Source organism: Lentzea sp. NPDC051213 (assembly GCF_044455585.1).
Taxonomy (GTDB): domain Bacteria; phylum Actinomycetota; class Actinomycetes; order Mycobacteriales; family Pseudonocardiaceae; genus Lentzea.
Window position 1 is genome coordinate 187,409 of record NZ_JBITEX010000006.1, and the last position, 21,190, is coordinate 208,598.

Sequence of the window (21,190 nt, forward strand, 5' to 3'; positions counted from 1 at the left end):
TCGATCCACTGTGGACACACGAACCCAGCTCGACGCCCTGGTGGGTCGCCGAGCTGGGTGCGTGGCAGTCGGTCAGTCGATCACTGCAGTCAGCCGGTCGGCGTGTGGCTCACCGGGCAGCTCCCGTTGGTGGCGTCCTGGTGGGAACGCTGACCGTCGGGCGACCGGGGCGGCGCAGGCGCGCGGCGCTCGACCACCATGGAGAGCGCGGAAGGGCTCAGGCTCACCCGGAGGATGGGTTTGGTGTGCTCGTCACCCACCAGCGTGAGCCGCCACCGCTTGATCACGGCCGCCATGGACAGCGACAACTCGGTGAACGCGTAGTTGTCACCGATGCACTTCCTCGTGCCGGCACCGAACGGCATGTACAGGTCCCGTTGCCGGCGATCGGTCCGCTCGGGCAGCCAGCGGTCCGGATCGAACGTGCGCGGGTCGGCGTAGAGATCTTCCATGCGGTGCATGCAATACGCGCTGAAGAGGATGTTCGCCCCGCGCGGAATCGTGTACCCGCCAAGGACTGTGTCCGCGCTCGCCATCCGGCTCAGCAGCCAGGAGGGCGCACTGATGCGCAGCGACTCCGTGACGAGGCGGTACAGGTACGGCAGGTTCGGCAGGTCGGCGACGGTCGCGTCGCGGTCGCCGAGCACGTCGCACAGCTCGGCGTAGAGCCGGTCCTGGGCGTCGGGGTTCTGGGACAGCTGGTAGAACTGCCACCCCAGCGCGTCGGCCGTGGTCTCGGTGCCGGCGAAGAAGATGGTCATGACCTGGTCGTGCACCTCGAGGTCGGTGAGCGCCTGCCCTTCCTTGTCGCGGGCGCGGACCAGGTCCGACAACAGGTCGCCGGTGCCTTCCGGCTTGGCCCGGTTCTCGGCGATCGACCGGTAGACGGCGTCGCTCACCCGCTTCTTCGCCGCCTCGAACCGGCGGTTGGCGCGGGTGGGAATCTTGTTGAGCAGAGGGGGAAGGATCATGCGGCGGAAGAGACCGTCGAACAGGATCGGCAGCGACCGTTCGACGTCCTCCGCGGTCTCCTTGCCCGCCTTCGTGTTGAAGAGCGTGCGGTAGATGATGCGGGTCGACAACTCGCGTGCGTTCGCGATGACGTCGACCGTCGTGCCGTCGACCCACCGGCTCGCCATCTCCACGGCGCAGGACTGCATGATCGTCCCGTACTCGGCGACCCTGTCCCGGTGGAAGGCCGGGTTCAGCATCGGGCGCTGACGCCGGTGCTCGTCGTTCGAGCAGGTACCCACGCCGTTGCCGATGAGAATGCGGATCGCGTCGACGAACGCGCCGCCCTTGTCGAAGCTCTGCTTGTTGCTGACCAGCATCGTCCGGACGAGCTCAGGGCTGGCGACGAGATAGATGTGGGACGGCCCCAAGCGCAGGTGCACGATGCCTTCACTGCTGTGGTGCTGCTCGAGAAAACTCAGCGGATTTCGGAGAAGCTGGATCGTGTGTCCGAGCAACGGCAGCGATCCTGGGGCCAACGGAATAGCTGACTTGGTCGACATGTAATCCCTCGCGTGGTGATTAAACCGCTGGTCACGGTGGGGCGACCTCAGTCTGTCAGGAAGCATGACGATGTCCACGACTGTTCCGCAGCGTGGCAAAAACGCTGCTGGGTGGGCAGATCGGCGCTCTGGCACGCCGAGTTCCGGATAGCGGAACGCACCTTGCTAGGAACGACATTCGGCGCTGTATTGATGTTGTGACGGCAATCGGAAGCGCCGTCGAAAACAGTCGCTCGTGCCTACCTGCCACTACTTCGCCCGACTGTTCAAAAGAAGGTGAACGCGTGACCGCGGATCCGATCGCACCACAGGCGTCAACTGCCCTCGACCTCCTGACGTGGAGCCGGAACATGATCGACGGCGAGCTCCGGGCGGCGGTGGACCGGCTGCCCGCGCTGCTGCGGCGGATAGCCGGCTACCACTTCGGCTGGTGGGACGCCGACGAGCAACCGACGAAGGCCAACGCGGGCAAGGCCATCCGGCCCGCCCTCGTCCTGCTGGCCGCCGAGGCCGTGGGTGGATCGGCGCGTGCGGCCACGTCGGCCGCGGTGGCGGTCGAGCTGGTGCACAACTTCTCGTTGCTGCACGACGACGTGATGGACGGTGACCGGACCCGCAGGCACCGGCCCACCGCGTGGACTGTTTTCGGTGTCTCACCGGCGATCCTGGCCGGGGACGCGATGGTGGCACTGGCCAGCGAGGTCCTGGCGGACGGCGGTGCGCGCTGGACGGCACCGGCTGTCCAGTGGCTCAACAACAGCGTCATCGCGCTCTGCGACGGTCAGTACGCCGATGTCGCCTTCGAGACCCGCGCACAGGTGGGACTGGCCGAGTGCCAGCAGATGGTGCGGGGCAAGACGGCGTCGTTGCTCGGCGCGTCCTGCGCGCTGGGCGCGCTGGCCGGTGACGCCGGCGTCGCGAAGGTGAACCTGTTGCGCGGCTTCGGCCTTCACCTCGGGATGGCCTTCCAGCTCGTCGACGACCTGCTGGGCATCTTCGGCGACACCGCGGTCACCGGCAAACCGGCCGGCGCGGATCTCCTGCGGCGCAAGAAGTCCTTGCCGGTGGCCTTCGCGCTCGCCTCAGAAACCTCTGCGGGCGAGGAGCTTGCCCGCGTGTACGCGGCCGAGGGGCCGGTCGACGTCGACCAGGCTCGCGCCCTCGTCGTGGACGCCGGTGGCCGGGACTGGGCCCAGCGGGCGGCCGACGAGGAGATGTCCAAGGCCGTGGTGTGTCTCGACAAGGCCGGGTGTGCGGACGGCGCACGTGCCGGGCTCGTCGAGCTGGCCAGCCTCGTCGTCAAGCGCAACCACTGAGTCAGGACAGACAGCTGTGACCTACGTGATCGCCGAACCCTGTGTCGACGTCTTCGACAAGGCCTGTGTCGAGGAGTGCCCGGTCGACTGCATCTACGAGGGTGACCGCATGCTCTACATCCACCCCGACGAGTGCGTCGACTGCGGTGCCTGCGAGCCGGTCTGCCCGGTGGAGGCCATCTACTACGAGGACGACGTTCCCGGCCAGTGGGCGGGCTACACCAAGGCCAACGCCGACTTCTTCGCCGAGCTCGGCTCGCCGGGCGGCGCGAGCAACGTCGGCAAGACCGCCGGCGATCCGGCTGTGATCACCGCGCTTCCCTTGCGCCACAACAGCCACAGCTGAAAGGGCGCGCCCGGCGGAGATACCGCCGGGCGCGCCCTTGTCAGGCGGTGGCCGGGACCAGGGTCAGCTCACCGGCCCACCACCACGCGATACCGGGTGGCCGCAGGTACTCCTGGAGGCCGTGCTCGAGCTCGTCGACCACCGCGACGGTCGGGCCGTCGGGCCGGCGATAGCGAGCCGTGTTCGCGCTCCAGTCGAGGTTTCCCCGGATCCACGCCGACAGACCGCCGATGTAGCGCCTGGTGTCAGGACCGACCAGGGTCTCCACGTCGTCGCGCAGCTCGAGGAAGCGGGCGAGCACCGCGTCGCGCAGCGCGATCACCGACGGCAGCGCGTCGGCGGGGGTCGTGCCGTTCTGGTTGGCGATCACGTCGACGAGGTTGATCCGGTCTCCGCTGCGCTTGTGTTCCTTGTAGTACGACGCGATGTCGTTGTCCCACCCGACGAGCGAGCACGCCATCTCGGTGAGCGCCATGACGGCGGGGCGGTCGATCTCGTCCGGGGGAACCTCGTATCCCTCGGCGATGTCCAGCGTCATCGCGCAGACTTCCATGCTGCCGTTGCGAATCCGCGCCACCGCGTACTCGTCCAGCGTCGGCAGCGTGCTGGTGCTGCGGTACGCCGCCTCCCAGACCTGATAACTGAGATAGCCCTTCATGGCGTGCACCCAGCGCGCGGTCTGCGCCGGGCTCGCCAGGATGTCCAGGCGCCGCCGCAGTTCCGCCAGCGCGCGGGCGAGGGGGCTCTCCGAGTCCGTCCGCCCGGTCTCCGCGATGCGGCCCATCTCCGCGACGAGGATCGCCATCGACGCCGGGTTGTGGCTGTACCTGCCCTCGTCGCAGTAGGCGTCGTCGAACGCGAACAGCCACATCAGGCTGTCGGTGGAGAACTGCGCGCCCGGTGGGTCGTCGGAGGTGAGGATCGTCCTGGCGGCGAGCTCGCCCGCGATGATGCCGCGAAGCCGGCCCCGCTCCCGTTGCTCGTCGTCCAGCGCGAAACTCTCCAGCCACTCGATGGTGTTGCGCTCCCACTGCCGCCAGGCGGGATGGATTCCCGGCGGGAGCGGACACCAGAGCAGGGTTGTGTCTTGGATAGTCATGACATCCTCCACGTGAGGAGTTCCAATCTGGTGGGGGAGTTGGGGGTCATGCCGCGCGCAGTGCGTCGCGCGTCGCGGCGTCCGATACCCGCCGCAGCCAGAGCAAGGCCCGATCCAGGTCGACCTGACTGCTGAGGCCACGGAGCACCAGTGCGGTGGCGGGCAGCTGGGGAAGGCGCAACAGCACGGCGACGCAGGTCGTGCCGCGCGGATTGCGCACCTCCGAGAACCGTTGCTGCCGAATGCGGGCGAGTTCGGCGAGCAGCTCGATCACCTCGTCGGCGGGCAGCGCCATCTGCTGCACGACCTGCCGGGTGGCGAGCCTGTCGAACGCGAGCAGCACCCGGCCCGCCGCCGTCTGCCAGGCGGGGGAGCGGCCGGAACCGTCACTCGGGGACGGAATGTCGTTGTGGCTGTAGACCTGGTGCACGAACTCGACCTCCGTCTCGTCCAGCACCGCCAGGCTCGCCGACAACCCGGTGCGGATCAGCAGGTCCCCGAGGAACGGGGCCAGCCGCCGCATCAGCAGCCGCCGTGCGTCGTCCGCCGGCTGCGTCGCCGCGGTGATCTGGGCCGGCCGGTAGTAGCTGCCGAGCCGCAGGACCAGGCCGGATGACAACAGGGTGGACAACATCCGGTGAGTGGTCGACTTCGCCAGCCCGAGCCTTCTGCTGAGCTCGGTGAGCCGCATCGGGCTCTCGGCGCTCTGCAACTCCGACAGCACCAGGAGTGCCCGGTTGACCGACTTGACCGACTTGATCGGTCTTTGGATGACCATGCCGCACCTCCGTACTGAACGCGTTGGAATCGTCACAGCCGGTCACTGCCGGTGGCACACGCCCAGTTGCGGCACCTGTCTTGTCTGCCGGTGGTGTCCAACTTTTGTTGGACGCCAAGACATGCGCGCCGATAGCAAGCACCAGTTCGAGTGAACCGAGCTTTTTTGGGGTGCGGTCAGGAGACGCAGGCGATGGCGCTCAGCCTGTTGATGTCGTCGGCGATGAGCAGGTGCCTGCGTTGTGCCAGGCGCTGGATCGCGCTCCGGGCGAACTGGTTGAGCCGCAGGTCGTCAGGAGACAGCTCGGCGGCCCGGTTGAGCGCGAACACCGCGGCCACGTCATCACGCACCTGCGTGTAGCCGTACGCCATCGTGACGAGATGACCGACGCGTCTGTCGATGGGCAGATCCGGTGGCAGGGAAAGCTCACGGGCCAGGCGCAGTGCCTGGTCCAGGCGGCCCAGCCGCATCGCGATCCGCACTTCCCGGATGCCGACCTCGAACGGGCCGAAGTGGATGAGGTCGGTCGTGCTGTCGTGTCCCAGTTCCGCCGCGCCTTCGCGGGCGAGGTCCAGCAACCGGTCTGCCTCAAGGCGTTCGTTGGTGTCCGCTGCGGCTTCGGCGGCCTGCAACAGCAATGCACCGCGAACCGGCAGATGCCCGGGCTCGGTCAGACAGTCCGCGGCCTCGACGGCCAGCTTTCGGGCGCGCTCGGCGTAGTGCATGGCACGCATGGAGGCTGCTCGGTGCACGATCGCCGCCCCCTGTTCCACGAGACTGCCGGACTTCAGCGCCACGGACAGGCACTGCTCCGCGGCGACCCAGGCCAGATGCTCGTCACCGAGGCTGTGCGCGTGGTACCTGGCCAGTCCCAGCGCGCGGACCAGCAGGGTCACCAGTTCGGGCCGGTGTTCTCCCGCGCCCCAGGTGATCCGCAGCCGTGACAACAGGCTGGGCAGGACCGCGGCGAGTTCCGCGTGCCGGTGGGAGGACTTCCGCCACAGCCCCCAGGCGAGGGAGAGCTCGCTTCCCAACTGGGACAAGGACAGCGGCGTGGTGTCGGCGGGTGCCGGGACCGATCCCGGCAACGGGATGTCCAGCAGCACGTCGTGCATCTGCGCGGTGAGCGAAGTCGTGCGCGACGTGACCATGGTCGCGTTGTCCCAGCCGAGGAAGTCGCCGAGATCGTCGATGTGCAGGACGCGGGCCAGGTGCAGCAGGACCTCGATGCTGTCCAGCCGGCGTTGGCCGCGTTCGATCTGCCGCAACCACTCCTCGCTGCGGCCGACCAGGTTGGCCACGACTCTGCGGGACAGGCCGTGCTGGCGCCGACGAAGTGCCAGCCGGTGGCCCAGATCCGGCCGGATTCCGGTACGTGTGCCGGGCGCCGCGCCGGGCAGGCTCGTGACCACGTCGTTCGGATCGGGCATCACGCCAACTCTCCTGGTACGGCGAACACCCCGGCCAGTCTCTGCTCGACCATCACCGCCTGCTCCCCTCGCCGGCTGCCGTGCTGGGTCGTACCCCAGCGTCGGTCAGTCGACAGGGAGTGACAATCAGTCAGACAACGTAGATTGCGTACGGATACGTACACCGTCTCAACCGGCTTTGTCCGCCGACAGCCAGGCGGCGAGCTGAGTACGTGATGTCAGACCGAGTTTGCGCAGGATGCGGTCTACGTGCGTCTCCGCTGTGCGCTGGGCGATACCCAGCACGGCGGCTATCTCCCGGTTCGTCATCCCTTCGGCCGTCAGGGCGGCCACCTGCCGTTCACGCTCCGTGAGCGGAGACGGGGACCGTGCCACCCGACCGGCCTTGGACCTGGGGCCACTCAGAGCGCGTCGCACCACCGCGCCGAGGTTGTCGTCGTGGTCGATTCCCCTGCGCACCGCCGCCTCGTACCCGGCCTCGCCCAGCGCGACCTTGAGGCGTTGCTCGTGGCGGTCGCGTCGCCGCATCAGCGGCTCGGCGCGGAACAGCCGGGCCTCACCCAGCTGCGACCACAGTCGCCCGCTCATGCCCAGAAGCTCGGCAGCCCACGGGTTCTGCCCCAGGTCGGCCGCGACCCAGGCGAGCAGTTCGAGCAGCAGCGCCGCGCAGAACCGGTCGCGGAACCGGTCCGCCACCCGCAACGCCTGGTGCAGGCTCGCCTCGGCGTGGGGCAGATCCCCGGCGAACAGGTGACCGAGTCCGTGCACCAGCAGTACGTAGGCACGGACCCGCCGCTCGCCGGCCTGACCGTCGATCAGGGCCAGAGCCCGTTCCGCGGTGATGATCCCGGCATCGACGTGGCCGAGCCAGATCTGCGCCTGGCCGGCCATCGCCAGGCTGAGCAGGTGTCCGGAGGTGCCCGTGCTCTCGGCGGCGAACGACGCGGCGGCGTCCTCGGCGAACGCCAGCGCGGCCTCCTGATCGCCTTGCTGGGACGCACATTTGGCGAGGGTGATCAGTGCGTGCGCGAGCACCCGCTCGTCGTGGTTGTCCACCGCCCACGCCGCGGCCTGCCGCGCGGGCTCCGGATCGGGCGGTTCTCCCGTACCGGCGGCGAGCATGCTGGACATCCACAACCCCATCGCCCGGTCACGGCCGGGTCCGGGATTGCGGGCGAGTGCCCTGATCACCCAGCGCCGCCCTTCCGCACGGCACGAGGGCAGCCAGTAGAAGTGCAGCAGCACGGCCAGTCGCAGGCCGGCCGCCTCCTGTCCCGGCGTGTCCGCGCAGTACTCCAACGCCGCTCGCATGTTCGCCAACTCGGCGTGGATCTTGTCGAACGCGCCGAGCTCGTCCTCGCCGCGCCACGACTTGGCTTCCTCGCGTTCCGCCACCCGCGTGTAGTACTCGACGTGCCGCACGGACAGTTCAGCGTCCATGTGGGACTCATGCAGCAGATTTCCGCCGTACTCGCGAAGTGCGTCCAGCAGCCGATAACGCTTGCCGGTGGCGCCGTTCTCCGTGACCACAATGGACTTTTCCACCAGTTCGGCCATCAGTTGTGGTACGTCCACCGGCCGGATGCCTTCGCCTGCGCAGACCGCCTCCGCCGCGGCCAGGTCGAACGTCCCGCGGAACACCGAAAGCCAGGACCAGAGCAGCTTTTCGGGCTCCTCGCACAGATCGAAGCTCCACTTCACCGCAGCACGCAGCGACCGTTGCCGCGGCGGCCCGTCCCTGGTGCCGCGGACCAGCAACTCGAACCGGTCGTCCATTCTGGACAGAACCTCGTCCAGCGGCACGACCCGCAACCACGCCGCGGCCAGCTCGACGGCCAGCGGGATGCCGTCAAGACGCCGGCAGAGCTCGACGAGCTTCCTCCAGTTGTCGTCCGTGATCGCGAATCCGGGCACCAGCGCCTGCGCCCGGTCGGCGAACAGCTTGACCACGTCCAGGTTCCTCGCCTCCGCCAGCCGGCGGATCGCGGGCACCGGTAACGGCCCGACCGGCGACACCAGTTCGTCCGGCTGACCGAGCGGCCGCTGGCTGGTGGCCAGGACGCGGACATCGGGCGCGGCCGCCAGCACCGTGCGGACGAGGTGGCCGCACTCCGGTACGGCGTTCTCGCAGGAGTCCAGCAGCAGCAAGAGGTTCTTGTCACGAAGGTGAGCGATGATCGCCGTCATCGGTTCACCCGCGGTGTTGCCCAGGCCGAGCGCCTCCGCCGTCACCGCCGCCACCTGGCCCGGATCGCTGACGGTGTCCAGGCGTACCAGCACGACCCCGTCCACGTTCGCCTGGCAGGCGGCCTCGAGCGCCAACCGTGACTTGCCCACTCCGCCCGGACCGGTCAGCGTGATCAACCGGGCGGTCGTCAGCACCGTCCGCAGGCTCGTCAGCTCAGCCGTCCGCCCGATGAAGCGCGTCGTCCGGGCGAGCAAGGGCAGCGACGGTCGCGTTCGCTGGTCTCTCATGGGATCGATGCCCCGTGTCCGTGCCGGTGTCGCTTACCACCACTGTCGTGGAATCGGCACGAGCGTAGGTCAGGGCGCCTCCGACACGCCCGTATGCGTCTTCCTGCCACCCAAACGGCCCAGGCGCGGAAACCGGTCCGCTCGGCAAATCCGCCGAGCGGAACCGCGTCACTTCTTCCGCGCTCCGGTGACAGCCAGCGCCAGTCCGCTGCCGACGCTGAGCAGTCCGATCGCGGTCCACAGCTTCTCGCCGGTCATGAAGCTGCCCTCCAGATAACCCAGGCCCTGAGTGGTCCACACCGCGCCGATGAGGACCAGCACGATACCGAGTCCGATCGACAGTCCTTTGCTCATGAACCGACGCTACGTGGACTGGATCACTGCCGTCACGGGCCGGGTCAGTGAGAAAGCCGTCCCGATGGCCACGCCGACGATCAGCACCCCCAGGGCGGTCAGGGTGAGCGCGTCCGGGTGGATGAGTGATTGGCCGCGTTCGGCTTGCCAGGTGACGAGGGCGACGAGGCCTGCGTAGCCGGCGGCGGTGACGATGATCAGGCGGGCGCGGATCGCGGCGAACCCCAGCAGCGGGATGCGGGTGGCGAGCAGGGTGAGCAGTGCGAGCACGATCGGGAGTGCTTGCAGGGCGTGCATGCCGACGAAGTGGGGGATGCGGAGGTCGCCGCCGGTGGTGCTCCAGCCGGTGAGGGGCATGGTGGGGCCGCCGTCTTCGGTGCCGACGGTGTGGGCGCCGACCATGCCGTTGAAGGTGCCGTTGCTCATCGAGTTCACCTGCGACGACGTGGGCGTGACCATGAGCGCGCCCAGACTGATGCCGACCAGGGAGATCCCGACCCCGAGGCGCAGTGCCCAGCGCTGGGCGGCGTCGGCGATCGGTGCGCGGAGCACGAGGATCGTGAGGATCAGCGCGCCGGTCCACAGCACGCCGATCGAGATGGCCATGGTCGTGTAGATGATCGAGTCCGCGGGGGTGGAGAAGTTGAAGTGGCTGGGTCGTCCGCGCAGGACCTGGATCAGGATCAGCACGAACTCGATGTAGATGATCGCGACCAGCACGTTGGTGGTGACGTTGGCGATCCTGCGGTTGTTCTTGAGCAGGGAGAAGAGCCAGGACCAGGTCACGGCGTAGATCGCGTTGGACACGGCGAACTTGAACGGCTTGAGCCAGATCGGCGCGCCGAGCAGCACCCGCTGGTCCACGAGAAGCCCGACGACCGACGCGACGGCCAGCCCTGCCATGACGACCGCGACCGCCAGCATCGGCCGATGCCAACCGCGAACGCGCTGGCGCAACTCGAACAACCTGCTCATGGGTACCTGCCTAAACGAGTAGTGGAACTATCGATAGTGAGAAGTTAGACTATCCATAACTCGCCTGCAAGCAACGGGGTAGATTGACCTGATCACCGAGTGGGGGTCGCAGTGAGGAGAGAGCGCGCGTGCGCATGGCGGAACTGAGCAAGGCGTCGGGCGTCGCCATTCCGACGATCAGGTACTACCTGCGCGAAGGCATCCTGCCGCCCGGTGAGCACACCAGCCCGAACCAGGCGCGCTACGACGACACCCACGTGCGGCGGCTCAAGCTGGTCCGGGCACTCCTCGACATCGGCGGCCTCTCCGTCGCGGAAGTCCGCGACGTCGCGCGGGCCATCGATTCCCAGGCGCGCACCATCGACATCCTGGATGTGGCGCACAGCAGCCTGATCACGCTGAAAAGCCAGGCTGACGACGAAGACCGCGCGTGGGCCCTGGCTCTGCTGGAGCAGGCTGCCAAGCAGGTCGACTGGGTCGTCGACCCGGACGACAAGTCCACCGAGGCGATCATCGGCGTGCTGTGCACGTTCCGGGCGATCGGGCACGGTGGCCTGCTCGAGGAATTCGACGGCTACGTCCGGCTTGCCGCCCAGGTCGCGCAACTGGACATCGCCACGTTGCGGAACCTGACCACTAACGAGTCCATTGTGGAGCATGCGGTGGTCGGCACCGTGCTGGGGGACGCGTTGTTCAGTTCTCTGCGCAAGCTCGGGCAGCAGCACGAATCGAGGAAGCTCTACGCCGCGGACGAGCCGGGCACCTGACTACGGGCTGCTCGCGCGTGTGGACAGGCGACCGTGATCGGCCGCCTGTCCACACAGGATGTTCCGGTTGTCACCTGATCATGAACGAGGCTGTCGCGGACTTCCCCGGGCTGACCCGGAAGGAGAACCGGCGGCTGACCGGGTCGTACGTCAGGCCGCTCACACCACCGTTGACGGCCTGCACCGCCACCGGGCGTTCGGCGTAGCCGTGCATGGTGACCTCCCGCTCGCCCGTCGCGAAGGACGCCGAGTACAGGCTGCCGGTCGCCTCGGTGACCCGCTTGCGCCCCATCGACACGAACTTCCCCTGATCACCGAGGAAGGCGATGCCCATCTGGTTGATCGGTGCGACGACGTAGTAGCTACCGGTCCGGTCAAGTGCGTCGGTGTAGCTCTGGCCTGGCGCGACCACCCGGCCCGTACCCGCGAAGTAGTCGTAGACGTAGGCCGGACCGTTGACCCCGAGCGTGCTCGGCGTGAACGAAACATCTTGCCGCCCACCAGGATTCACCACCCCGGCGCTCACGCCCAGGTAGTCGATGTTGCCGCCACCGGAGCCGGTCGCGCTCAGGCGAACGGTGTTCGCCCCGGCTCGCAGCCGCACCACCGCCGACTCGGCCACCCAGTCCGACCATCCACCGGATGCCGCGAACCGCGGCTGCCCGGTGCTCGTGCCGTTGACGGCGACGTCACCGGCTCGCTCGTGGCCTCCCCCGTTGGCGTAACGGAAGAGCAGCGTGTAGGTGCCTTCCTCGGGTGCTTGCACCGTCCATTCGACGTAGTCGCCGCTGTCGTGCTGGAAATCGACGTAGCCGCGCCCGGTGTAGCCGGCGTACTCCGTGCTGAACGTCGGACCGGACACCTTCGCGTCCTCGGCCTGATAAACGGTCTCCGGCGTGGGAATCGGAACATCGCGGCCGTAGGCGTAGACGTACGCGGTCCGTCGTGGCCCGTGGTCGGTGTACGTCGCCGCCACCATCCCAGGCTTCCTCCCCGCCGCCTCGCCGACATACGTGGCGTCCGTCGGCGTGAGCGGCGCGTCGGGCTTCACGATCACGCCGTCAGGTCGTGCCACCTTCACCAGGTTGGGAGCGCTCTCACCGCCGATCGGATCGCCGACCCCCACCGGCCCCGCGCTGAGTGTCGCCAGGACGACGTTCCTGGTCTCGGTGCTCGCCATCACGTCGAACCACGGCCAGGTTCCTACCGCCGCGGCCAGTTGCGAGCCGTACAGGGCCGGATCCCACTTGCCTCGCTCGAACCGGTCCTCCGACACCCTGGTGGTGGTCACGTTGGAGTACTTGGACTGCTGCAGGATGTCCCTCGGCAACGGCATGCAGTACTGCACCGTCAGTCCGTGCCTGGCCGCCGCTCGCGCCATGTTGTCCAGGTAGGCGTCCCGGTCGGTGAGGTTGTACGCCGGCTGCGCGTTGCTGCACAGCCAATCCTGCTCGTAGGTCGCCACCCGGTTCGCGGCCAGGTACCGCATCCGGTCGTCCCAGAACGCCGGATCCGTGACGACCTTGCCGGAGTTGGCGTACTCCGCGTTGTACGGGCTCGCCGGGTCGATCCACCGCCCGTGGGTGACCAGCGGTGCGCCCAGTTGATCCGCGAACGTCCGCAGTCCGCCGGGAAACAGCTCGGGTGAGGCCTCGTAGCGGTATGCGCCGCCGGCCTTGTCCTCCCACCGCGCGTTGGGCCCCTTGGGGTAGAACCACGAGTCCAGCTGCAGGTATCCCATCGGGATGCCCTTGGCCTCCCAGCTCTTCTTGACCTCTCGCAATGTTCCCGCATAGCCGAGGTTCTGGTCGTAGCGGTAGTAGTACGTGGCGCCGTTGTCGGTCCAGTAGCCGAGCTTGTTCAGGGTGACGTCCGCGTCGTTGGCGGGCCGGGTTTTGCCGTGCAGCGCGGTCAACGCCGATCCCCAGGTGCGATACGCCGCGTTGATCCCGCGGCTCGCGACGAGCAGGGTCTGCTGCGTCGTCCCGGCGGGAACCGTGCTGATCGCCGGATCGATACCCGACGCGAGAGCGCCTTCTCCGGCGCGCCACGTACGGGCGACCGGAAAGTGGGACGCGGGCGAGAGCAGGAAGCCCTCCGCGTTGCCGTCGAAGGACAGCCATGGGCTGTCGCCCGCGTTCGTCGTGGTGTTGAACTGGCTGCGGCCAAAGCAGTTCGTGTACGTCTGCTGGTACGGCAGGCGCGGGTAGGTCGTGAAGGTGGGGAACGCGTCCGTGTTCGGTCCGCCGTAGGTGGTGGTGAACAGCACCACCGAGGTGCCGGGGTAGGTCCGGATGCCCGCGGTGCGGCCGGAGTAGGCGAACCTGATCTCCGTGTACCTGCCGATCCGGTCGGTGCCGGACGCCTGCGAGATCCCGCTCACCGGCCCGCTCACCCGGCCGCCGAATCTCTGCGACGGCTGGGAGAAGGTGACGGTGAACGTGCCGTCCGCCGACACGGAGGCGGTCGCTCCGGCGGCTGCCGCGGTGACCACCGGTGGTTCGACTTCCGTGACGACAGCGCCGATCATCACCACGGCCACCGATGTCACAAACAGCTTGCGCACGAAGCCCATGTACCGCAACGTAATGTGACCACGCGATCACGACAAGGAGTTGTCCGGAAGTCTGCCCGATCGTCCTTCGCAAGACAGTTCTGTCGCGTCTCGGGGTGTTTTGTTTCGAGTCTCTGCGCAACAATTGTCGGTTGGTGGGAGCGCGACCTCGTTCCTGCCGTTGGGCTACTTCCCTGTCCGTGGACGCGCCGGACCTGTACCAAGGTTGACGTGCCGTCACCGCCTGAGGCGCGAAACACGCAGCCGGGACGAGCAGTTGCGAGACCGACTCAACGCTGAACGTTCTGTCACCTGAACGGCCGAATGGCGCGGTTAGCCTGTGCGGAGTACCGCGGTCCGCTAGCCTCTGGTCGCGTTGAGCAACAGGCGACCCTGGGACGTGGGTTGGAAGTCCTGGCGCGAACTGCGGGAGGACGAGAAGAAGGAGGAACGCGGCGAGTGCACGTTCTCCGCCGCGTCCTCGTCGCCCTGATCATCCCGTTCCTCGGCTACCTGCTCGGCGCGACGATCTTCAACCACTTCTGGGACAGGATCGAGCCCGGCGACCTGCAGAAGGCCACACTGGTGGCGGTAGCCCGGTCCTGCGAACGCCATGGCCCGGTGGCGTGGCGGGGCTTCGGCTACTACTACGAGTGCGAGGCCGCGATCCGGGTCAGGTCGGGCGGAGCGACCAGCACGTCGACCGTGACGGGCTGGCTCGCGCCCGAGGACGTCGGCAAGGAGTACGGCGTCCACACCACGCGGCGGGGCAGGTCGCTGGAGCCGGACGTGCGGTCCCAGGTCTTCCTGGGCTGGTTGTGCACGTTCGTCTTCGCGGTCGTCTTCATCATCGCGTGGGCCGGCATCGCGCGCTTGGTGTGGCCTGACCGCGGGCGGCGCAAGCGTCGTGTGCCCATCCGGTACGAGCCACCCGCGTCCTGACCACAGGTCACCCGGTCGTGCACCTGGTGACCTGCCCCAAATCGGCACGCGAACATCCCGGATGTGCTGAACTGATCTACATGGGCACGCGCGCGACTCGCTTCACCGCACTCCTGGCCACCATCGCGGCCCTCACGGCCTGCACCGCTCCGCCGGAGCCGCCGATGGGCTCGCCGGGGCCGAAGCTGGATCCGCAGGCCATCGCGTACGACAACCTCGACTTCAACCTCGCTCGGCCAGAGGTCTTCGACAGCACGTGCGAGACCTTGCCGCCGAACCTGCAGTCGCTGCTCGGCCTGGCGAAGAAGCCGGTCACCGGTATGGGCGGCAGCTGCCTCGCGCGGGAGGACTGGGGTGTCCTCGCCATCAGGCTGTTCAGTCCTGGTGCCGGGCGGAAGTCGAAGGCCCAGCACTTCGTCGACGCCTGGAACGGCGATCGCGTCACCCCTCACTACTTTCAGCGGTCGATCCTGCTGGAGCGCTACTACGCGACCACGATGGTCACCGGCGAGGTGAACGACCATTGCACCGTCACGGTGGACACCGGTTCCGAGCTTCCGTTCGAGGTCGAGGCCTCGATGAACTTCGAGGAGGCCGACGGGCTGCGCGACCAGGACGTCGACCAGCCGATCGACCGGGCACTGCGGGACTTCTGCCCCAGGGCCACGGAGGCGGCGGAGAAGGTGTTGCCGCTGATCGACGAGAACGGTGGCAGCCGGGCCCGCTGAGCGCGGGCGGTCAGCCGGCGTCGCGGCGCTGGAGCCGGAGCAGTGCGATGCCGAGCAGGGTCAGCCAGAGGAGTGACGCGGAGATCGTCTGCACCCAGCCCGTGCCCTGTCCTGCCAGGTGCCAGGCGGGTTCGAGCGGGTAGATCAGGCCGAAGACCTCCGGCAGGCTCAGCCGGGCGACGGCCAGCATCGGCACCACGATGAAGAACACCGTCAGCGAGCCGCCCGTGTTCGGGACGAGCAGCGAGACGATCAGCGCGGTGAGCAGCACCAGCGCGGTGGCCAGCATGGTCACGCCTAGCACCCAGCCCGGTCGCATGCCCAGCAGGTAGTTCTGGTTGTTCCCGTTCGCGGCGGTCTTGATCAGGATCGGGAACGCGATGAACGTGAACAGCGAGCACACCAGCCACACGCCGGCGAGAACCGTGCCCTGGGCCAGGAAGTAGCGCATTCGGGAGGGCTGCACCAGCAACGTGGGCTGCACGCTCTTGTACTGCCACTCGCCCGCGACCAGCTTGATCACGGTGGAGAAGACCAGCAGCAGGCCGAGCTGGACCACGATCAGCAGTGGGCTGATCTGCTTGCCCGCGCTCGACAGGTTCGTCTGCGGGAGCGTGAACAGCATCATCAGGCCGATCAGGAAGATCGGGGAGAAGGCCAGCACGAGCTTGTCCGACCGGGTGCCGACGAGCTTGCGCAGCTCGACCGCCACGAGCCGCCAGAACGGCGAACCCTGGGCCGCGCGGGCTGCCCACGGGGCGTTGACCACGGCGGGCGGGTGGTTGTGGTGCTGGACGGGCTGTCCTGGATGGACGGTCTGGGGCGGGTAGCCGGGGGTCATGGCCTGCCTCCACTGGTGAGACGGAAGAACAGGTCTTCGAGGCTCATCTGCTCTTCGCGCAGGCCCAGCAGCGGGATGCCCGCGCTGAAGGTGACGGTCGAGACCTGCTCGACCGGGGCGTGCGCGGCGATGAAGCCGTCCGGTGCCGGCTGGATGGCGATGCCGCCCCGCTGCAGGGACTCGGCCAGGCGGTTCATGTCCTTGGCGCGCACCAGGGAGCGGGAGGACGTGGTCAGGCTGGCCAGCGGGCCGTCGGCGACGATGCGGCCGTTGCCGATCACCAGCACCCGGTCGGCTGTCTGGTCCACTTCGGACAGGACGTGGCTCGACAGCAGCACGGTGCCGCCTTTGGCGGCGTGTCCCCGCAACAGGTTGCGCACCGCGCGGATGCCCTCCGGGTCGAGACCGTTGATGGGCTCGTCGAGCACCAGCAGCGGCGGGTTGGTGAGCAGGGCGTGGGCGATGCCGAGGCGCTGCCGCATGCCGAGGCTGTACTTGCCGATCTTGCGGGTGGCCGCGTCGGCCAGGCCCAGCATCTCCAGCACCTCGTCCGCGCGGCGGCCGGGCACGCCGGAAAGTGTCGCTGCCATGCGCAGATGGCCTCGGCCGCTGCGTCCTGGGTGGACGGCGGCCGCGTCGAGGAGCACGCCGGCCACGTGGGACGGGTTGGGCCACGCGGTGAACGCGCGGCCCGCGATCATCGCCTGGCCGCGGTCCGGCCGGGTCAGTCCGGTGATCATCCGCAGGGTCGTCGACTTGCCGGCACCGTTGGGCCCGAGAAAGGCCGTCACGGTGCCGGGCTGGAGCTCGAAGCCCACCTGATCAACGACGGTGCGGCCTTCATAGGCCTTGGTCAGCCCCCACGCTGTGAGCACCTACCCACCGTAGCGGTAGTCACTGTCCGTCGCGGGCTGAATCGGCGTTTGGCCCCGGCGATTCCCGGTAACGTCGGGCAGATGAGGTTCACGCTCACCAACGATCACGAGTCACCCGTGGAGATCATCGCCGAGCAGGCGGACCTGCGCCGCTCGCTGGTGCCCGGCCAGGACATCGTGGTCGACTGGACGTGGTCGGGGTTCGCCGACCTGACCATCGGCAGCGGGTGGATCTCGCTGTCGACCCCGCCGGGCGGGCGCATCGTGGTGGTGGACTCCGCCGCCGATGCGCCGCTTCCCGGTGAGAGCACCGTGAGCGAGTTCTGGATTCACAACGCCACCGAGGCCGAGCTGAGCACCCTGTGGGAGCCTTGGGGCCAGGGGGACATCCCGCCGGATCGCGGACCGATGAGGGTCGAGTGGACTGATCACCCGCAGGTCGTGGAGATCAGCTACGAACCAGGTCTTGTCGTGATCTGGGACCTCCTGGGCGGTTGTCGTGCGTGGCAGCCGGATGGTGCCGAAGTGCTCACCGCCGGCTCGTACGTCTGCGACACCGACGGCAAGTACGACCCGGCACCCGTGCCTGGCTGGCCGCGTCCGGCGGACGTCTGACCCCGCGGCCTCAGGCCCGGACGAGGGCCGCCAGTGCTGCCTGGCCCTGCTGGTTCGGGTGGAACACCGCTTCCGGTCCCTCCTGCCCCGGCGCGAGTGCGTCGAACCCCCGCAGGAACGGCGACCCTGCCTCGCACAACGCGTGACCGTCGAACAGGTCAGGCCGGTCGAAGGGGCTGGCGTACGTGACGTTCACGTACTTGCGCCGGGCGTCGGCCACGGCGAGACGCAGGGTGGCGTCGAGGCCCTCGGTCACCTCGTTGCCCTCACGGCGTTCCGCGGCGGTGAGGATGCCGTTGCCGCACACCGGGTCGAGGGTGGCGCCGGGAGGGTTGTCCGAAGTGGACACCTGGCGTCCGTAGCCCACGACGATGACGCGGGCGTACGGGCTGCGCTTGCGGATCTCGGTCAGCAGGCCGGTCACGTTGCCGCGCATCTGGGGGAGCTTGGCGAGGACGGCCTGGGTGGGGGCGCCGGTGCAGTCGGACTGGATGCACTGGCCGCCATAGGTGGCGTAGCCGATGTCGTTGGTGCCCGCGGTGAGCAGGACGAGATTGGTGTTGCGCCGCAGGGAGTCCAGCTGGGCGGGGCGGTTTTTGAACGGACGGGACAGGTCGGCGGTGGTGGCGCCGCTGCAGCTCGCGTTGACGAACGACCGGAGCCGGCCCTGCGTGCGGAGCTGGTCGGCGACCAGTTCGCCATAGGAATTGGTGCTGCGCCAGCAGTTGCCGGCGGTGCCGTCCTGGTAGGCGCCGGCGCCGGTGCCCGATGCGTACGAGTCGCCGAGCAGGACGAGCGACGCACGCGGGGTGGCCTGCGCTGCGGGAGCGCTCCCCAGCGTGGCCAGGACAGCGAACACGACAGTCAGAGTTCTCTTCATTTCAGTTCCCAACAGTGGATGCGTGATGGTTCAGGACGGCCGGGGCTTCGATCCGGTCCAGTTCGGGGATCTTCCGCAGGGCCGGCAACCCGGCCAGCGCGGCGGCCGCGAACAGGCCGTAGAAGAGCGTGAACCCGCCCAGTGGCAACAGGATCGGTGCGGCGAGCGGGACCAGTGACTGCGGCAGCGTCGCGGCCAGCCCGAAGATCGCGAGGTCCTTGCCCGCGTTCGCCGGGTTCGGCAGCAACCGCACGCACAACGCGAAGTCGATCGCGAGGAACGCGCCGATCCCGACCGACTGCACCGCCACGCCCACGAGCACCAGCTCGTAGGTCGGTACCAGCGCCACGAACATCGATCCGGCCGCGCACAACGCGGTCGAGAGCGCGAGCACCGGCTTCTGCTTGCGGATCCGGTCGGTCAGATAGCCGGAGCCGATGCCGACGATCACGATGATGATCGTCGACAACAGCACGATCTGCGTGATCGCCTCGGTGGTGCGTTCCGGGGTGAAGTCGAACTTCTCGGCCAGGAACGCGCCGCTGAGCGCGATCGTGGCGAGGCTGCACGTCGTCAGGAACCGCAGCAACCACGCGGCGGCGAACGCCGGGTGCTTGCGCGGGCTGAGCCAGAACGTCTGGGAGAACGGGATCTTCGGCCGGGTCACCGCGGGGGTGTCGCGGATCAGGAACACCGCGAACAGCCCGGCGACCGCGACGACACCGGCGATCAGGTACCACTGCTGCGCCGATCCCGGCGGCAGCAACCCGACCAGCGGCAGCCCGATCACCGGGCTGAGCAGCATCGGCAGGCTGTTGAGGCCTGACACCCGCCCGAGTTTCGACTCCTCGACCTGGTCGGCGAAGAGCGCGGACGTGGCCACGGCCTGGAAGTTGCCGAGCGCCTGCACCAGGCTCCACAGCACGACGACCTGCCACACCTCGTCCGCCGGTCCGAGCGCGGTGAGAGCGAGGCTGGTCGTCAACGCACCGAACAGCAACCACGTGCGGCGCTTGCCGAACCGCATCGCGGTGGCGTCGGTGATCCGGCCGACGACCGGGTTGAGCACCAGCGCGACCGCCGCGCCGACACCGGTCACGAGGCCCAGCACGGGCGCCGGATTGTCGGTCAGCTGGTCGACGCGCAACAGGAGCAGCAGCTGGATCGGCACCAGCTGCCCGATCGTGAGCCCGGTCGAGGACACGATCACGCCCAGCACGAGCCTCATGCGCGCACACCCACCAGACGCTCGACGTGGTCCGCGCTGAGGGCACCCGCGTCGTGGCCGCTGTATTCCACGGCCAGCCGCTCCGCCCGCCAGCGGAACGTCTCGCCGTCGAGAACCTTGCGCACCGCCTTGCGAATCGCCTTCTCGGACGGAGTGGACGTGCGCAGGTTCAGCCCGGCACCGGAGCGCTCGACCCGTGCGGCGACCTCGGGCTTGTCCTCGGTCATCCCCGCGACGACCAGCGGCACACCCTGCGCGAGCGCCAGCTGCACACCGCCGAAGCCGCCGTTCGTCACCATCACCGAGGTCACCGGGAGCAGCCGGTCGTACGGCAGGAACGGTGCGGTGAAAGCGTTGGCGGGCAACGATCCCACCGCGTGCGAGCCGGTGCTCGCGACCACCGTGACGTCCTCGTCCGCGAGCGCCCGGATCGTCGGCAGCACCAGCTGACCGAGGTCCGTGTCGGCGACCGTGCCCTGCGTGACGTGCACGACCGGCCGGCCTCGCCCGATCATCCGGTCCCACCAGGGCGGCAACGGGGCGCCGGTGACCGGGTCCACGAGCGCGCCGACGAACTCGACCTGCGCCGGCATGTGCTTGCGCGGGTGTTCCAGGCTGCGCACACCGTTCTGCAGGTGGAGATGCGCGGACACGGACGCGAGGCCGCGTTCGCCCTTCGGGAGGTTCAGGGCGGCGAGAATCCGGTCGCGGTGCTCCTGCACCGGTTTGAACACCACGTTGTCGAGCAGGAACTGCACGGCCCGGTCCCGCACCTTGGCGAGGGGTCCGCTGCCTGGTTTGAGGCCTGGTCCGAACGGCGGCACGTCCGGCGCGGGCAGCATCATCGGCGTCACCCCGACGCTGACCGCCCGCGGCCCGCCGAGCGGCTCGAGCAGGGCCGCCCCGACGAACGCGGTGTCGTGCAGCACGAGGTCGGCCGGCCGCTCGGCCAGGACGCGCTGAAGGCCGGTGACCTGGGTGGGAATCGGGTCGAGGAACACCGCGTTCATGTCGTACCGCAACTTCGCGACACCCTTGAGCTTCACCCGTTGCGGGAAGAGCTCGTCGACGTTGCGTCCGTTGTGGTCGATCGACGGATCCATCGCGACGAACTCGGCGCCGACCGCAGTGATCCGGTCGGCGAAGACACGCCCGGTGTACCAGCGCACCCGATGGCCGCGGGCGGTGAGAGCGCGGGCGATCGGGAGGAGCGGCACCACGTGGCCGGGTACGGGCATGGTGGCGAACAAGAGGTCTGCGGTGCCTGCCATGTGTTCCTTCTCAGGGTGTGTTGGTGTGCCGAGGGTCTGGCTCGGCGGTGTCTTTCCACCATCACGTCGGCGAGGGCGCTGCGGCCGGGCGTTTCCGCAGGGTTGCCCGGAAGTTCCCGATTCGAGGGCGAGTTGGGGTGCTTCGAGGAACACGCCAGTTCCCGTCTCAATCGGCATCGGTGAGAACGTTGGTCAGAGCGCT

General features: G+C 68.5%; 19 protein-coding genes. 6 read left to right on the forward strand and 13 right to left on the reverse strand.

Going from position 1 to position 21,190, the window contains the following annotated elements:
- Window positions 1–89: 89 nt before the first annotated feature.
- The gene (locus ACIA8G_RS27040; RefSeq protein WP_396421460.1) at window positions 90–1,514 is read right to left on the reverse strand and encodes a cytochrome P450; all 1,425 of its coding nucleotides are present in this window, start codon (window positions 1,512–1,514) and stop codon (window positions 90–92) included.
- Window positions 1,515–1,798: 284 nt separating this feature from the next.
- Here ACIA8G_RS27040 and ACIA8G_RS27045 point away from each other — a divergent pair, with 284 nt between their 5' ends.
- Complete coding sequence (locus ACIA8G_RS27045; protein WP_396421461.1) at window positions 1,799–2,830, forward strand: polyprenyl synthetase family protein; 1,032 nt, start codon at window positions 1,799–1,801, stop codon at window positions 2,828–2,830.
- 16 nt (window positions 2,831–2,846) lie between these two features.
- A complete protein-coding gene (fdxA, locus tag ACIA8G_RS27050) occupies window positions 2,847–3,176 on the forward strand; it encodes a ferredoxin (protein WP_396421462.1) in 330 nt (109 codons plus the stop codon).
- 40 nt (window positions 3,177–3,216) lie between these two features.
- Here fdxA and ACIA8G_RS27055 read toward each other — a convergent pair whose 3' ends face one another.
- The 6 genes from ACIA8G_RS27055 to ACIA8G_RS27080 form a co-directional block, all read right to left on the reverse strand.
- On the reverse strand, window positions 3,217–4,275 hold the full coding sequence (locus ACIA8G_RS27055) for a hypothetical protein (RefSeq protein ID WP_396421463.1): 1,059 nt from the start codon (window positions 4,273–4,275) through the stop codon (window positions 3,217–3,219).
- 46 nt (window positions 4,276–4,321) lie between these two features.
- The gene (locus ACIA8G_RS27060; RefSeq protein ID WP_396421464.1) at window positions 4,322–5,053 is read right to left on the reverse strand and encodes an IclR family transcriptional regulator; all 732 of its coding nucleotides are present in this window, start codon (window positions 5,051–5,053) and stop codon (window positions 4,322–4,324) included.
- A gap of 176 nt (window positions 5,054–5,229) precedes the next feature.
- Window positions 5,230–6,483 carry a helix-turn-helix domain-containing protein gene (locus tag ACIA8G_RS27065; RefSeq protein ID WP_396421465.1) on the reverse strand — a complete coding sequence of 418 codons (1,254 nt, stop codon included), beginning with the start codon at window positions 6,481–6,483 and terminating at the stop codon, window positions 5,230–5,232.
- A 168-nt stretch (window positions 6,484–6,651) separates the two neighbouring features.
- A complete protein-coding gene (locus ACIA8G_RS27070; protein ID WP_396421466.1) occupies window positions 6,652–8,958 on the reverse strand; it encodes an ATP-binding protein in 2,307 nt (768 codons plus the stop codon).
- Between the two features lie 168 nt (window positions 8,959–9,126).
- Window positions 9,127–9,312, reverse strand: coding sequence for a hypothetical protein (locus tag ACIA8G_RS27075; RefSeq protein ID WP_396421467.1), 186 nt, complete (start codon window positions 9,310–9,312; stop codon window positions 9,127–9,129).
- A gap of 9 nt (window positions 9,313–9,321) precedes the next feature.
- Window positions 9,322–10,287: a hypothetical protein gene (locus ACIA8G_RS27080; protein WP_396421468.1), complete on the reverse strand. Its 966-nt coding sequence runs from the start codon at window positions 10,285–10,287 to the stop codon at window positions 9,322–9,324.
- A 134-nt stretch (window positions 10,288–10,421) separates the two neighbouring features.
- Between ACIA8G_RS27080 and ACIA8G_RS27085 the strand changes: the two genes are divergently transcribed.
- Window positions 10,422–11,054, forward strand: coding sequence for a MerR family transcriptional regulator (locus ACIA8G_RS27085; RefSeq protein ID WP_396421764.1), 633 nt, complete (start codon window positions 10,422–10,424; stop codon window positions 11,052–11,054).
- Between the two features lie 70 nt (window positions 11,055–11,124).
- Here ACIA8G_RS27085 and ACIA8G_RS27090 read toward each other — a convergent pair whose 3' ends face one another.
- Entirely contained in the window at window positions 11,125–13,629 is a 2,505-nt protein-coding gene (locus tag ACIA8G_RS27090) for a CBM35 domain-containing protein (protein WP_396421469.1), read from the reverse strand.
- A 438-nt stretch (window positions 13,630–14,067) separates the two neighbouring features.
- Here ACIA8G_RS27090 and ACIA8G_RS27095 point away from each other — a divergent pair, with 438 nt between their 5' ends.
- Complete coding sequence (locus ACIA8G_RS27095; RefSeq protein ID WP_396421470.1) at window positions 14,068–14,550, forward strand: DUF6346 domain-containing protein; 483 nt, start codon at window positions 14,068–14,070, stop codon at window positions 14,548–14,550.
- A gap of 80 nt (window positions 14,551–14,630) precedes the next feature.
- Window positions 14,631–15,278, forward strand: a complete 648-nt coding sequence (locus ACIA8G_RS27100) for a hypothetical protein (protein ID WP_396421471.1) — start codon at window positions 14,631–14,633, stop codon at window positions 15,276–15,278.
- Between the two features lie 10 nt (window positions 15,279–15,288).
- On the opposite strand, the gene ACIA8G_RS27105 is transcribed toward ACIA8G_RS27100, so the two are convergent.
- On the reverse strand, window positions 15,289–16,119 hold the full coding sequence (locus ACIA8G_RS27105) for a hypothetical protein (protein ID WP_396421472.1): 831 nt from the start codon (window positions 16,117–16,119) through the stop codon (window positions 15,289–15,291).
- A complete protein-coding gene (locus tag ACIA8G_RS27110) occupies window positions 16,116–16,994 on the reverse strand; it encodes an ABC transporter ATP-binding protein (protein WP_396421473.1) in 879 nt (292 codons plus the stop codon). The genes ACIA8G_RS27105 and ACIA8G_RS27110 overlap by 4 nt, the downstream gene beginning before the upstream one ends.
- Before the next feature lie 81 nt (window positions 16,995–17,075).
- Here ACIA8G_RS27110 and ACIA8G_RS27115 point away from each other — a divergent pair, with 81 nt between their 5' ends.
- The gene (locus tag ACIA8G_RS27115) at window positions 17,076–17,609 is read left to right on the forward strand and encodes a hypothetical protein (RefSeq protein WP_396421474.1); all 534 of its coding nucleotides are present in this window, start codon (window positions 17,076–17,078) and stop codon (window positions 17,607–17,609) included.
- 10 nt (window positions 17,610–17,619) lie between these two features.
- On the opposite strand, the gene ACIA8G_RS27120 is transcribed toward ACIA8G_RS27115, so the two are convergent.
- The 3 genes from ACIA8G_RS27120 to ACIA8G_RS27130 are packed head-to-tail and all read right to left on the reverse strand — an operon-like array spanning window position 17,620 to window position 20,988.
- Window positions 17,620–18,489, reverse strand: coding sequence for an SGNH/GDSL hydrolase family protein (locus ACIA8G_RS27120; RefSeq protein ID WP_396421475.1), 870 nt, complete (start codon window positions 18,487–18,489; stop codon window positions 17,620–17,622).
- Window position 18,490: 1 nt separating this feature from the next.
- Complete coding sequence (locus tag ACIA8G_RS27125) at window positions 18,491–19,717, reverse strand: MFS transporter (protein WP_396421476.1); 1,227 nt, start codon at window positions 19,715–19,717, stop codon at window positions 18,491–18,493.
- Window positions 19,714–20,988 (reverse strand): glycosyltransferase, encoded by a 1,275-nt coding sequence (locus ACIA8G_RS27130; protein WP_396421477.1) that lies wholly within the window; start codon window positions 20,986–20,988, stop codon window positions 19,714–19,716. The genes ACIA8G_RS27125 and ACIA8G_RS27130 overlap by 4 nt, the downstream gene beginning before the upstream one ends.
- Between the last annotated feature and the right edge of the window lie 202 nt (window positions 20,989–21,190).